Raw genomic sequence first — 13383 nt, 5'->3', positions numbered from 1 at the left:
ATGAAGACCACATCGGCCATCGACGGACTCCTGATGAGCGGCACGGATACCGTCCGGGACGGACGACGGCACTCAGCCCTACCACCCCTCGGCCACGCCTCACCGCAGACGTCCCGGCAGCGTCACCGGCAAGGCGTATCCGTATGCACATAGGCCCAACTCCCCGCGTGTACGGGCCGACCCCCTGGACCGCCAGGCGCGTGAGCCGTCCCTCGCGGCGCGGTCACGGTGGTCGGCGGTGATCCGGCTCCGGTACTCGTGCGCCGGGAGACGACCGTGTTGGATGAGTCCATGCACCGACCAACTCACCGGCAGCAGGGGCGACTTGCCCTCGGCGTACCGTCGACCACCGTCACCCGAGACGGCGGACCCGCCCGGTGAACGCCCGCGTCGCGCAGGAAATCCGCACCGGGCGGCTGGAGTTGCTTCCCCTGTGCGTCGAGCACGCCGAGGAGATGGCGGCGGTGCTGTCTGACCCCGCCCTGCACACCTTCGTCGGTGGCGCGCCGGACACCCCGCGGGGCCTGCGCTCGCGCTACCGGCGGCTGGCCGCGGGCTCCCCCGATCCTGACGTCTCCTGGCTGAACTGGGTGGTCCGGCTGCGTGCGGAGTCCTGTCTGACCGGTACCGTCCAGGCGACCGTCCGCCCCGCCGAAGCCGGGCCGCTCGCCGAGATCGCGTGGGTGGTGGGGACCCCATGGCAGGGCAGGGGGATCGCCGGGGAAGCGGCGCGGGCACTGGTCGGCTGGCTCGGCCGGCAGCAGGTGCACACCGTCATCGCCCATATCCACCCGGAGCACCGCGCGTCCGCCGCCGTGGCCACCGCCGCCGGACTGGCGCCCACCGCCCACCGGCACGAGGGCGAGATCCGCTGGCAGCGAGGCGAGGGCGGGCCGGAAGGACCGGTATCGCACTGATCCCGGGGACCCTTGCCAATATCCAGGATTCTGTTTACTGTCGCCCTCGTGAACGACTTCGAGGAGCGGCTCCTCACCCGCAACGGCCTCGCCGCCCGCCAGCTCGCGGTGCTCCTGCTGCACCATGAGCCGGACACCCGGCTGCCCCGGGTGCGGGACTTCGCCGAGGAGCTGGGCTGCGGGAACGGCACAGTGCAGGCCGCGCTCCAACTCCTGGAGGAATCAGGGGCGATCACCACCGCGGCACGCGGCCATCTCGGCACCTTCCTGGTCCACTCCGACCGCGCCATACTGTGGCGCCTCTCCGGCCTCGGCACCCTGCTCGCCGCCATGCCCCTGCCCTACTCCCGCCGCTACGAGGGCCTGGCGACCGGGCTGCGGGAGGCCTTCGACGCGGCGGGCGCGCCCTTCGCGGTGACGTTCATGCGGGGCGCCGGCGCCCGTACCGCGGCACTGCTGGAGGGGAAGGTCGACCTGGTGGTGCTGTCGCGGTTCGCGGCCGACCGGCTCATGGAGGAGCAACCGCTGGAGCTGGTGGCCGACCTCGGACCCGACACCTATGTCGGCGCGCACGGCATGTTGGTGCGGCACGGCGTCGACCCGGACTCCCCCGGGCTGCGGGTCGCGGTCGACCATGCCTCGGAGGATCTGCGGATGCTGGTGGAGCGGGCGTTCGCGGGCCGTACGGACGTCGAGTGGCGTGAGGCCTCGTATATGCAACTGCCGGATCTCTTCGCCCGCGGGGAGGTGGACGCCACGGTGTGGAATCTGGACGAGGTGCGGGACCGGCTCGGACCCGGTATCGACGTACTGCCCCTCGCCGAGGAGATCACCGAAGGGCTCGCCTCGCGGAACTCCCGGGCGGCACTCATCGGCCGGACCGATGGCGCCAAGGCCCTTGCCGCGGTGCGCGATTCACTCGACCTCTCCCTGGTGGCGCGACTACAGAACGAGGTGCTGCGGGGCGAGCGCGTCCCCTCGTACTGAACCGGGCCGCCGTCAACGGGCCGTGGCTGCCTGCTCGTTGACGATCGTCCACCGCCGAGCGGCCGCACCACCGGACCCCCGGGGGGTGCCGGGAAATCCCAACAGGCCCCGCACTCCCAAGAATCCAGAATCCTGGTTACTGTTGTTTTAAGGAGGACCTCATGGATGACCAGCTCCAACTGCGGATCCGGCTCTTCCGCGAGGGTGGCCAGGTCACGCCCGAGGTGGCGGACTTCGTCACCGCCGAACTGGCCGCGCTGCAAGCCGAGGGCCGGCCCGTCACCGAAGCCACGGCGGGCATGTTGACCAGCCATCTGATGATGGCGCTCACCCGCCTGGTGCGCGGGGAACCGATCGCCGAGTTCCCCACCGACGAGCAGATCGCCGCGGAACTGGCCGAGCACCCCGGGGCCGTGGCCCGCGCCCGTGCCGTATCCGCCCGCGCGGCACGGGAGTTGGGCGCCGAACTCCCCGAGTCCGAGGTCAACTTCCTGGGGATGCACTTGGCCGTCCTGGCCCAGCAGCCCCCGTCCGCTCCCGCCAACTGACCAGGCCCACACCCCCGTACACAGAGAGAAAGAGCGCCATGACGAAGATCCTCACCGGTGGAGTCGGCAAGACCGAGGTCACCCGCGCCGTGTCCGCACTCGGCATCGAGTCCCTCGACATCACACCGTCCAGCGACATGGACGCCGCGATGAAGCTCCGCGCCGGGCAGGCCGACTACTACCTGGGGACCTGCCACACCGGCGCCGGTGCCTCGCTGGGCGTCCTGGTCGGCCTGATGGGCAGCGCCGTCTGCCACACCTTCGGCCGCGGCACCCCCACCGAGGAGGAGATCGCCGCCCTGCTCGCCGACGGCAAGAAGGTCTTCGGCTTCTCGATGGACCAACTCGACACCATCGCCCCGCGGATGGCCCGCGCCATCGCCGCCCGCGGTTAGGTTTCCCACCGGCCCAAGGAGTGACCTGTGAGCACCACCCTCGCCGCCGGCGCCAGCCTCGACTTCTCGCTGGCGCAGCAACTGACCGTGATAGCCCTCTGTGCGCTGACGGCCTACATCTCGCATATGGCGCTCGCCGTGTTCAACGACGGGGTGCGCCCGTTCCTGCTGGACTTCATCCAGGGGCGCACCACCCGCAACGCGACCACGGCCGTCTCCTTCGGTCTCTCCGCGGGCTTCATCTTCGGCCTCGGTGCCCCGATGGCGCTGTCGAGCGGGGTACTCAACCCGTGGCTGCTGTTCCTGCCCACCGACATCCTGGGCCTGCTGGCACCGAAGAGGTGGCTGGCGCCGATCCTCGGCGGAGGCTGGGGCGCGGTGGTCGTCTTCGGCCTGAACGGCACCAACCGCCTCGCACACGATCTGCCGGTCGACTTCCTCACCGCGATGCAGCAGATGTCGACACCGATCCTGTTCCTCTTCACGCTCTTCCCGGTGCTCGCCATCACCAAGCAGTTCGGCCGCCGCTGGGGCGCGCTGGCCGGTGTGGTCGAACTGGCCCTGGTCGTCATGACGATGAAGCTGTGGCCGAACATGTTCGCCGGTGCGCTGGCGATGGCGGTGGGTGTGCTGATACTCATCGGCCTGGCCGTTGCCAAGGACCTGCGGCAGCGCCGGGCCGACCAGGCGGCGAGTGCCGCCGAGGGTGCCACCGCCGACCCCTCCGCCAAGGCGCAGGACGACCCGATGGCGTCCCTCTTCAGCGCCAACGCGGCCCGGCTGCGCCGGTATCTGCCGCTGTTCATGGTGCTGGGTGCCGGGGTGTGCCTGCTGGCGCAGATGCATGTGTTCGGCGGCGGTGAGGCGACCAGCTTCCTCATCGCCAAGGGGCAGTACTCCGAGGCCGCCCAGGTCGACTTCTACCGCGTCTTCGGCTTCGTCCCGCTGATCGCGACCACCGCGCTGGCCTCCGGTGCGTACGGCATCGCCGGATTCACCCTGGTGTACCCGATCGGCTATCTGCTGCCGAACCCGCTGCTGGCGGTCGTCGTCGGTGCCCTGGTGTTCGCGGTGGAGGTGCTGGCGCTGTCCTGGATCGGGCGGGTGCTGGGCCGGCTGCCGAGTGTGCGGGACTCCTCGGAGCACCTGCGCAGCGCCATCACCGACAGCCTCCAACTCGCCATCCTCTTCGGCTCGTTGATGGCGGCCCACGCGATGGGCGGCGGCCTCGGCATTCTGATCGTGGGCGGGCTCTACCTGCTGAACGAGTCCATGGGCCGGCCCGTGGTGCGGATGGCCGCGGCCCCGGCCGCCGTGATCGTCGGCGGGATCCTGCTCAACGTCCTGCACTGGCTGCACCTGTTCACCCCGCTCAAGGGCTGAGGCCACCCCGTAACCACGGCCGTACCGAGGAGAGAGCGCCACCATGGACCACCCCGCGCCGGGCACCCTGCGCACCGTCACCGGCGGGCTCGACACCGCCTCGGTGCGGGGCCCCGTCCTCCCCCATGAGCATCTGGCACTCGACCTGGACCACCGGGGGGACGGGGCGGCCGTCCTCGCGCCGGACCGCCACGCCGCTGCCGTCACCGCCGAACTCACCGCGCTGCGCGAGGAGTTCGGGCTGTCGCTGGTCGTGGAGCTGACCTGCCGCGGGATGGGCCGGGACGTCGCCGCGCTCGGCCGGATCTCGCGGGCGGCGGGCGTGGCGGTGGTCGCGGCCACCGGCTGGTACTACGAGCCGTTCCACCCGGACGAGGTGACCGGGCTGGACGTCGAGGCGCTGACCGCCGTACTGGTGCGGGAGATCGAGGACGGCATCGGCCCGGACGGGGTGCGGCCCGGGGTGATCGGCGAGGTCGGCAGCCATGGCGACACCCCCGCACCGGCGGAGGCGAAGGTGCTGCGGGCCGCCGCCCGCGCCGCCCTGGCCGGCGGCCTCTCCGTCGCCACCCACGCCCAGCTCGGCCATGGCGGACCCGCCCAACTCGACCTGCTCACCGCGGAGTTGCTGCCCGCCCACCGGGTGTGCGTCGGGCACCAGGACCTGCTGGACGACCCGGGTGTGCACCGCGAACTCGCCGCCCGCGGCGCCTATGTCGCCTTCGACACCGTCGGCAAGTCCTCCTACCAGAGCGACCGGACACGGCTGCGGCTGCTGCTCGCCCTGATCGAGGCCGGGCACGCCGACCGCGCCCTGCTGAGCTGCGACATCTCCCGCCACGGCTACCTCACCGAGGAGGGCGGGCAGGGCTACGGGCACCTCTTCCGCGGTTTCCTGCCAGAACTGAGGGCGGCGGGCGCCGACGACGACCTGATCGACCTGCTCACCCGCCGCAACCCCCTGCGTTTCCTGACCGGCGCGAGCGCCGAGGAGAACTGATGCCCCCCACTCTTCCCGAACCCTCCACCCCCCTGCCCGAACCCCCCACTCTGCCCGAGACCCACCCGCTGCCCACGGTCCCCCTGGACGAGGCCGTCGCGCTGCAATTCCGGTTGCTGGAGGCCACCGCGGCGCACTTCGAGGGCGAGCAGCTCTTCGCCGCCGACGCCGGAGTCGTACCCGGTCTCGGCCGGCCGCGTACCACCGCGCGGGTGGAGGCGGTGCTCGCGGACTTCTTCGGGGCCGAGGACGCCGCCTTCGTGCAGGGCGCGGGCACCGGCGCCATCCGCGCCGCCCTCAACTCGGCTGTCAGCGGCGGAGATTCGCTGCTGATCCACCGTGCGCCGGTCTACCGCACCACCGGGACCACACTGCGCGGAATCGGGGTGCACACCGTCGAGGCGGACTTCAACGACCCGGCCGCGCTGCGTCAGGCGCTGGGCTCCGGCCGCTTCCGCTGGGCGTACATCCAGCACAGCCGGCAGCGGCTGGCCGACTCCTACGACCCGGCCGAGGTCATCGCCGCCTGCCGGGCGGCCGGGGTGCGCACCCTGGTGGACGACAACTACACGGTGCTGCGCACACCCGCCGCCGGGGTCCAACTCGGCGCCGACGCCTCGTGTTTCTCCCTTTTCAAGCTGCACGGCCCGGAGGGTGTCGGCCTGGTCGTCGGCGCCCGGGACCTGGTGGCGCGGGTGCGTCAGGACAACTACTCGGGCGGCGGTCAGGTCCAGGGCCACCAGGCGCTCGACGCGCTGCGTGCCCTCACCCATGTGCCGGTGCTGTGGTCGGTGCAGTCGCAGGTGGGTGCCGAGGTCGCGCGGCGGCTGGCGGCGGGCGAGGTGGCCGGGGTCGCCGAGGTGCGCGTCGCCAACGCCCAGGACCGCTGCCTGCTGGTTCGGCTCGACCGGCCCGTGGCCCCCCAACTCCCGTCCGTGGCAGCCCGGTTCGGCGCCGCCCCGTATCCGGTGGGGTCCAACTCGCGGTACGAGATCGCGCCGCTCTTCTACCGGATGTCCAGCTCCGCCCGCGAGGACTCGCCCCGGCTGGCCGACTGGACGGTGCGGATCAACCCGATGCGGGCAGGTGCCGATCTCGTCATCGACATCCTGCGGCGCTCGCTGGCCGCCCTCGACGGAACGGAGAACCGCTGACCGTGTTCCTCGACACCGTGCTCGCCCGCAATCCCGAACTCGTCGACACCGCCGCCGCCCTGCACACCAGCGGCGCCATCCCGCCCGACACCTATGTGATGGACCTCGACGCCATCGAGGCCAATGCCGCACTGCTCGCCGCCGAGGCCCAACTCCACGGTGTGGGGCTGTGGTTCGTGGTGAAGCAGCTCGGCCGCAACCCGGAGCTGATCCGCGCGATCGCCCGGCACCTCCCGGACGCCGCCGCCATCGACACCACCGAGGCCCGCATCCTGCACACCGCGGGCGCCCGCCTCGGCAACCTCGGCCACCTGGTGCAGATCCCCCGCCGCGTCCTGCCCGAACTCCTCGCCCGGCGGCCGGACTTCGTCACCGTCTACGACCTGGACAACGCCCGTGCCGTCGCCGCGGCGGCCCGCGCCCAGGGCTTCGTCCAGGAGGTGCTGATCCGGATCGAGGGCGCCGACGGCAGTGTCTACCCGGGCCAGGAGGGCGGGGTACCGCTGGACGGACTCGGCGCGTTCGCCGAGGCGGCGGAGGCCCTGGACGGCATCCGTATCGCCGGGGTCACCGCCTTCCCCTGCGTACTGTGCGACCCGGCAACCGGCCGCCCCATCGCCACCCCGAACTTCGAACTGGCCTTGAAGGCAAGGGAGTTGCTGGCCGGGCGAGGGCATCAGGAGCTGAAGTTCAGTGCGCCCAGCGCGACTTCGGCCGCCTCGCTGCCGCTGCTCGCCCGACTCGGCGCCACCCACGGCGAACCGGGCCACGCCCTCACCGGCACCACCCCCTTGCACGCCCTGGACCCGGACCAGCCGGAGAAGCCCGCCTATGTGTATGTCAGCGAGGTCGCGCACACCCTCGCCGACGGCCGGCCCGCGCTCTTCGGCGGCGGCTTCTACGCCCGCTCCCACCCGCACACCGCCCTGCTGCCCCGTACCGGCGCCCGGCTGCCGGTGCGGACGGCGCCCGCGGAGAACATCGACTACTACCGGCTGCTGGACGCGCCCCCCGCGGGCACCGGAATCCGCCTCGGGGACACCGCGGTCCTCGCCTTCCGCACCCAGATCTTCGTCACCCGCTCCACCGTCGCCGTCGTCTCCGGACTCGCCTCCGGCACCCCCCGGCTGACCGGGCTGTACGACGCGCAGGGCCGAGCACTGTAAGGAGCAACTCCCATGGCCAAGACGGTCATTGTCGTCATCGACGGGTTCGGCGTCGGCGCCATGCCCGACGCGGGCACCCTCCGGCCCGGGGACACGGCAGCCGACACCTGCGGGCACGTCCTGGACCAGGCGCACACCCCGGCCGGACGCCCGCCGCGGCTACCCGTACTCGGTGCGCTGGGGCTCGGCCTGGTGCACCCGCACCCCGGCCTGGCGCGCTCCACCCGGCTCCCGGTCGCCGCTGGCCGCGCCGCCCTCGGGTACCCGGGCGCCGACACCTTCGCCGGGCACCAGACCATGATGGGCGCCGACTTCAGCCGGGTCGCGGTGGCCCGCCTCGCCGACCACCTCGACCAGGTCGCCGGCGCCCTCACCGAGGCCGGGCACCGGGTCGAACTCCTCGACAGGCAGCCCCTGTTGGTGGTCGACGGGGCGGTCCTCGTGCACGACAACCTGGAGGCCGACCCGGGGATCAACTGGAACGCCTCCGGACGCCTGGACGACCTCGCCTTCGACGGGCCCGGCGGCATCCTCGCCATCGCCCGCACCGTGCGCACCGTCGCCCCCGTGGCCCGCGTCATCGCCGTCGGCGGGCACGCGGACGGCCCCCTGCCCCGCTTCGTCCGCGCCGGTGAGGGGGACACCGTCGGCCTGGACACCCCGGCCAGCGGCTTTTACCGCAACGGCGGTCTGCGGGTGCGGCACCTCGGCGCGCCCCTGGACCACACCCGGCAGCTCCCCGAACTCGCGGCGCGCGCCGGGCTCCCCGTCACCCTGGTCGGCAAGGCCGCCGACATCCTGGCCTGCGAGGCCGCCGAGCGCCGCCCCGCGGTGCCCACCGCCGAGGTCCTCGCCCACACCCTGGACGCGGTACGCGCCGGAGGCGAGGGCCTGGTGGTGGCGAACGTGCAGGAGACGGACCTGGCGGGCCATCAGCAGGACACCGCACGGTACGGGCAGGTCCTGGAGCAGGTGGACGCCGGGCTCGCCGGGCTGCTGTCCCTGCTGACCGGCGACGGCGACCGGCTGATCGTCACCGGCGACCACGGCAACGACCCCGCCATCGGCCACGCCCACCACACCCGCGAGTACGTCCCGGTCCTCATCCACCGCCCCGGTGCCGGGCCCGCCCGGCGACTGCCGGACACATCGAGCCTGGCCGACGTGGGCGCCACCGCGGCCGCCGCCCTCGGCCTGGCCCCGTACGGACTGGCCACCGGTACACCGATCACGGGCGGATAGCACCCGGCGACCTCCCGGCCCCCGTATCCCCGGTAGGGTCGCGCCCGTCGACGACGGATGCGAACGGGGAGACGCACGTGATCTGGATCGGGCTGGGGGCACTGGTGGTTGCCGCGGTGTGCGGGTACTTCGCCCGCGCCGCCCACCGCAAGGCGGCCGTCATGGAGAGCACCGAGACCCTGCCCGTCAAGGACCTGCGGGCACTGCACGCGGCGGCCGTCCAGGCGGCCGGGGAGGGCAGCTTCCGCTACCGCTGCGAACTGGTCGGCCAGGTCCAGCCGCATGTGAAGGGCGCCCTGCGCTCCGAACTGGCCGAGCAGGACTGCGTCTGGCACCGGCACCGCATCACCCGCCGCTACGAGGAGACCTACCGGGACAGCGACGGCAACCAGAAGCGGCGGACCTCCAACGAGGTGGTGTCCGAGTTCAGCAGCTCCACCGCGTTCTTCGTGGCGGACGCCAGCGGCCGGATGGTGGTGCGCCCCGGGCAGCACCAGGTCACGGGCGCCGAGAAGGTCCTCGACCGCTTCGACCCGCACACCGGTGGCGGCAACCGGCTGCACCTCGGCCCGGTGAGCCTGGACCTCGGCGGCGGCAGCGGCACCATCGGCTTCCAGCGCGAGGAGTGGCTGGTGCGCCCCGGCAGTTCCTTCTACGTCCTCGGCGAGGCCGCCGACCCGGACGGGAAGCTGGCCATGGCGGCACCGGCCGAGGGCGGGCTGTTCACCATGTCGGTCAAGTCCGAGGAGGAGTTGCTCCGCGGCGAGAACAACAAGGTGCTGGGCTTCGGGATCGGCGCCGGAGTCGCGGCCCTCGCCGGGGTGGTGCTGCTCGCGCTGGGCGTCTTCGGCTGAGCCCGGCACGGCCCGCGCACCCGCGGGACGCGCGTACGGGGGCGGAGCCGTCGTATCGGCTCCGCCCCCGTCCTGTCGATGTGGCTCCCCGTCAGCTCAGCCGACGAGTGCCTGCCAGGTCTTCGGCCCGGCTTCTCCGTCGACGACCAGGCGGTTGAGGCTCTGGTAGGCGCGGACCGCGGTGCTGGTGACCGCGCCGAAGGTGCCGTCGACGGCGAGGCCCGCGCTGCGCTTGTTCATCGCCGTCTGAAGGGCCCGCACATGGTTGCCGGAGCTGCCCTTGGTGAGCGTGTAGACCAGCTTCGCCCAGGTCTTCGGGCCGACCTGGCCGTCCGCCACCAGGCCCTTGGCCTTCTGGAAGCTCTTGACCGCGCCGACCGACACCGAGCCGTAGGTGCCGTCGGCCTCCAGCTTGGTGCCGCGCTGGGTCATCAGGTACTGGACGACCTTGATGGTGGCGCCCGCGGCCCCCGGGTCGACGGAGGACCAGCCGCCGCCCAGGCGCACCCCGCGGGCGGCCAGGTAGGACACCGGGTTGGTGATGGCGCCCAGACCTCCGCTGTGGGTCTCGAAGTGGAGGTGGGGGCCGGTCGCGTTGCCGGTGGCGCCCATGTCGGCGATGCGCTGCCCCGCGGCCACCTTGGCGTTGAGCCCGATCCGGAAGGCGCTGAGGTGCCCGTAGTAGGTGTAGCGGCCGCTGCCGTGGGAGATGACGATGCCGTTCCCGGTGCGCCCGGAGATGACGTTGGTGCCGCGGCGGACCACGGTGCCGGCGGCCGCGGCGTAGACGGCCGTGCCCGACGAGTTGGTGACGTCCTGGCCGGCGTGCGGGAGGCCGCCGCGCGGGACTCCGTAGCCGCCGCCGGCGGGGAAGTAGCCGAGCGCCGGGTTGCACCAGCGGCCGTCCTTGAGCGAGGCGGCGGCGGCCGACGAGGTCAGCGCCGGCACGCCCGTCAGTGCCACTCCGAGCCCGGCGCCGACGCCGAGCAGCAGCTTTCTCCGCGAGGGGCCCGCGGGCCCGTGGTCGTGCAACTCTTCCGCCGCGCCGACCGGACCGCACTGCTCACACATGTCCCGATCCTCCCTGGGGGGAACGCGCGATTCTACGCGCGTCGTTGACCAGAGCATGACAGAGGAAAGAGTGGTACTCCAGAGCCCAGGAGGCACCACTGAAGCAGATGACTGCGGGGTACAACAAGCGTGATCAGCCTGTCACTTGACGTGCCCGACCAGCGCACCTCGGCCCCCGGTGCACCGCACCGCAGCCGCCCCTCACCGTCAACTCCCCTGAAACGGCGGCACCTTGGGGCCCTGCGGCATCAACTCGACCGTCACGAAGGCCGCCACCGCGGCCAGCATGATGACCGGCAGCGCGTCGACATGGCCCACCAGCAGCGCGACCAGCACCACCGAGCTGACGGGCAGCCGCAGGACCGCCGCGGAGGACGCCGCCATCCCCGCCGCCATCGCCGGCACCACCCCGAAGCCGGGCAACGGCGCCAGCAGCACCCCCGCCGCACCCCCCAGGAACAGCGAGGGAAAGATCGGGCCACCGCGCAGACTCCCCAGGCACAGCGCGTACGCCACACCCTTGAAGGCCAGCACCGCGACCAGTGCGGCGACCGGCCAGGAGTGCGGGTCCTGCGCCAGTTTGGCCAGCGTCGACTGGCCGGACAGCGCGGCCTCGGCGGGCGAACGCCCGGTGGCCACCGAATACAGCGCGACACACACCGCCATCCCCGCCGCGCTCGCCGCGATCACCGGCCCCGGACGGGGAACGACCGCCACCGCGATCCGCCTCCCCAGCCCGGTCACATAGTGGAGGGCGACCCCGAGGGCCACCCCCATCAGCAGCGACCAGACCACATCACCGGTGTCCAGCCGTGGCGGCGGGGGGAGTTGGAGGGTGAGGCTGCCGGTCTTCACCCCGGTCCAGTGGCCGAAGCCGGTGAAGACGATCGAACCGACACCGCCGGCCAGCAGCACCGGCAGCATCACCGCGAACAACTGCGGCCCACCCAACCCGGCCCCCTCTATCAGCAGGATCGCGCCCACCAGCGGATTGCCGAAAATGGCCGAGATGGCCGCCGCCGACCCGGCCGCACCCAGCAGCGCGGTACCGGCACGGGTGGCGGGGGCGCGTACCAAGTCCCGGAAGAACAGGGCGAGTCCACCGCCGAGGGCGATCAGGGGCGACTCCGGGCCGAGCACCACACCGAAGGGCAGGCAGCAGAGCGCGGCCAGCACCACACCGGGCAGCGCCGCCTTCGACGCGCCGCCGAGGTGCCCCGCCGCCGGCACATGCCCGCCCTGCCCCGGCAGATACCGCACCGCGAGCACCACCGCCACCGCCGGCACCACCGCCAGCGGCAGCGGCCACCACCACGGAGGCCGCGCCCACCCGGCCGCGCCCGGCCAGCTCGACCAGATCAGATGCTCCAACTCATGTACGGCCCCGAGGAACCAGAACGCCACCAGGGACACCGGGACACCGATGATCGCGGAGAACACCAGAGCCTTGAGATAGCCCGGTTTGCGCAGTGTCTCCCCCAAGGGGGCCTCCTGCGGGCTCTGCCGCACGGGCCGCGGCGGGTTCGAGGGGCTGTCGGACTCGGCGATGGTGGCACTCCTCGGGGCGGGGCCGCGGCTGGCACGACGGGCGTCCTGCACGCTCCGGCGCGGCCAGCGACGCTACCCACTCCCCCGCCCGCACCCCGCCCGCCACACCCTGCCAACCCCCTTTTCGGCCCCCGCCGTTCACCCTTCGGCCTCGTCCTCCCCCTCCTCGTCCTCGCCGTACTCGTCCTCCCCCTCTTCGTCCTCCGTGTCCTCGTCCTCGTCGGCCTCGTCCTCCGGCTCCGCTTCCTCGTCCTCGCCCGGTTCACCTTCCTCGTCCGCCATGGCCTCTTCGTGGCTGCGGACGACCTCACCGTCGCGGATCTCGCCGCGCCAGCCCTCGACCTCCTCCTCGCTGGTGAGCGTGGCGTAGCGCTGGAAGTGTTTGAGGTCCAGGCGCAGCCGGCGGCCCTGGGCACGCCAGATGTTGCCGGTCTTCTCGAAGAAACCGGAGGGGGTGTACTCGACGACGGCGATGACCCGGGTGAGGCTGGGCGCCAGTTCGTGGAAGGTGATCGCTCCGTGTGTGGTGCCCCGCGCGCCCTGGGACGTCCAGACGATACGGTCGTCAGGCACCTGCTCCTCCACGGTCGCCTTCCAACTCCGGTTGGAGAAGGCCACTTTCAGCTTCCAGTCGCTCTCCACCTCGTCGGACTGGGAGACATCGGTGACGCCCTTGGCGAAGGCGTTGAACTCCTCGATCTCGGTCCACCGGTCGTAGACGGCCCGCAGTGGTTTGCCGATGTCGACGGCCTCCACGATGTTGACCACCTTCTGGCTGCCGGACTTCTGACCGTCGCCGCCGCCTTCCAACGCGCCCTTGACGGTGTCCACGGCCTTGTCCTTCACCGCGCCGGCCTTCTCCCCGACAAAGGCCTTCACCGGGCTCTCGCCGCCCAACACCCGCTTCCCGACGCCGAGAAGACCACCGCGGTGCCCGTCCCCGCCGCCGTCCTTGCCCGTCAATCCCTGGGCGGCATCGGTGAGTTTCCCGCCGACGGAGTCCAGCAGCCGCTGCCCCTGGGCACCCGCGTAGGCGGACAACTGCTCCTTGACCCGGTCCAGTCCGGACGCACCGTCACCGGAACCCGCGTGGCGCTCCTTCTGCTCGACCATGAGAG

The 13383-nt window shown here is 72.3% G+C and carries 13 protein-coding genes; 10 read left to right on the top strand and 3 right to left on the bottom strand.

Features of this window, described 5'->3' with window-relative positions; translation table 11 throughout:
- Nucleotides 1-377 precede the first annotated feature (377 nt).
- The 10 genes from ACFVST_RS03560 (at nt 378) to ACFVST_RS03515 (ending at nt 9646) form a co-directional block, all read left to right on the top strand.
- Nucleotides 378-917, top strand: coding sequence for a GNAT family N-acetyltransferase (locus ACFVST_RS03560; protein WP_390146470.1), 540 nt, complete (start codon nt 378-380; stop codon nt 915-917).
- Between the two features lie 48 nt (nt 918-965).
- Nucleotides 966-1904: a GntR family transcriptional regulator YhfZ gene (yhfZ, locus tag ACFVST_RS03555; RefSeq protein WP_390146468.1), complete on the top strand. Its 939-nt coding sequence runs from the start codon at nt 966-968 to the stop codon at nt 1902-1904.
- 161 nt (nt 1905-2065) lie between these two features.
- Nucleotides 2066-2452, top strand: a complete 387-nt coding sequence (locus ACFVST_RS03550) for a transcriptional antiterminator (RefSeq protein ID WP_390146466.1) — start codon at nt 2066-2068, stop codon at nt 2450-2452.
- A gap of 38 nt (nt 2453-2490) precedes the next feature.
- Entirely contained in the window at nt 2491-2847 is a 357-nt protein-coding gene (locus ACFVST_RS03545) for a DUF2620 domain-containing protein (protein WP_390146464.1), read from the top strand.
- Between the two features lie 27 nt (nt 2848-2874).
- Nucleotides 2875-4230, top strand: a complete 1356-nt coding sequence (locus ACFVST_RS03540; protein ID WP_390146462.1) for a YhfT family protein — start codon at nt 2875-2877, stop codon at nt 4228-4230.
- Between the two features lie 43 nt (nt 4231-4273).
- Nucleotides 4274-5230, top strand: a complete 957-nt coding sequence (locus ACFVST_RS03535) for a phosphotriesterase (RefSeq protein WP_390146460.1) — start codon at nt 4274-4276, stop codon at nt 5228-5230.
- Nucleotides 5230-6384 (top strand): aminotransferase class V-fold PLP-dependent enzyme, encoded by a 1155-nt coding sequence (locus ACFVST_RS03530; RefSeq protein ID WP_390146458.1) that lies wholly within the window; start codon nt 5230-5232, stop codon nt 6382-6384. Before ACFVST_RS03535 ends, ACFVST_RS03530 begins: the two co-directional genes overlap by 1 nt.
- 2 nt (nt 6385-6386) lie before the next feature.
- Complete coding sequence (locus ACFVST_RS03525; RefSeq protein ID WP_390146456.1) at nt 6387-7550, top strand: alanine racemase; 1164 nt, start codon at nt 6387-6389, stop codon at nt 7548-7550.
- A gap of 12 nt (nt 7551-7562) precedes the next feature.
- Nucleotides 7563-8792, top strand: a complete 1230-nt coding sequence (locus ACFVST_RS03520; RefSeq protein ID WP_390146454.1) for a phosphopentomutase — start codon at nt 7563-7565, stop codon at nt 8790-8792.
- 77 nt (nt 8793-8869) lie between these two features.
- Nucleotides 8870-9646: a GIDE domain-containing protein gene (locus tag ACFVST_RS03515; protein WP_390146452.1), complete on the top strand. Its 777-nt coding sequence runs from the start codon at nt 8870-8872 to the stop codon at nt 9644-9646.
- Nucleotides 9647-9742: 96 nt separating this feature from the next.
- Here the strand turns inward: ACFVST_RS03515 and ACFVST_RS03510 are convergent, their stop codons facing one another.
- From ACFVST_RS03510 to ACFVST_RS03500, 3 genes are all read right to left on the bottom strand, one after another.
- Nucleotides 9743-10717, bottom strand: a complete 975-nt coding sequence (locus ACFVST_RS03510) for a peptidoglycan-binding protein (RefSeq protein ID WP_390146450.1) — start codon at nt 10715-10717, stop codon at nt 9743-9745.
- Nucleotides 10718-10924: 207 nt separating this feature from the next.
- Nucleotides 10925-12199 carry a chloride channel protein gene (locus tag ACFVST_RS03505; RefSeq protein WP_390146448.1) on the bottom strand — a complete coding sequence of 425 codons (1275 nt, stop codon included), beginning with the start codon at nt 12197-12199 and terminating at the stop codon, nt 10925-10927.
- 204 nt (nt 12200-12403) lie between these two features.
- Entirely contained in the window at nt 12404-13378 is a 975-nt protein-coding gene (locus tag ACFVST_RS03500) for an SRPBCC family protein (RefSeq protein ID WP_390146446.1), read from the bottom strand.
- Between the last annotated feature and the right edge of the window lie 5 nt (nt 13379-13383).

Source organism: Streptomyces sp. NPDC058045 (assembly GCF_042885635.1).
Classification (GTDB): Bacteria; Actinomycetota; Actinomycetes; order Streptomycetales; family Streptomycetaceae; genus Streptomyces.
This window is presented reverse-complemented; position numbering and strand designations above follow the sequence as displayed.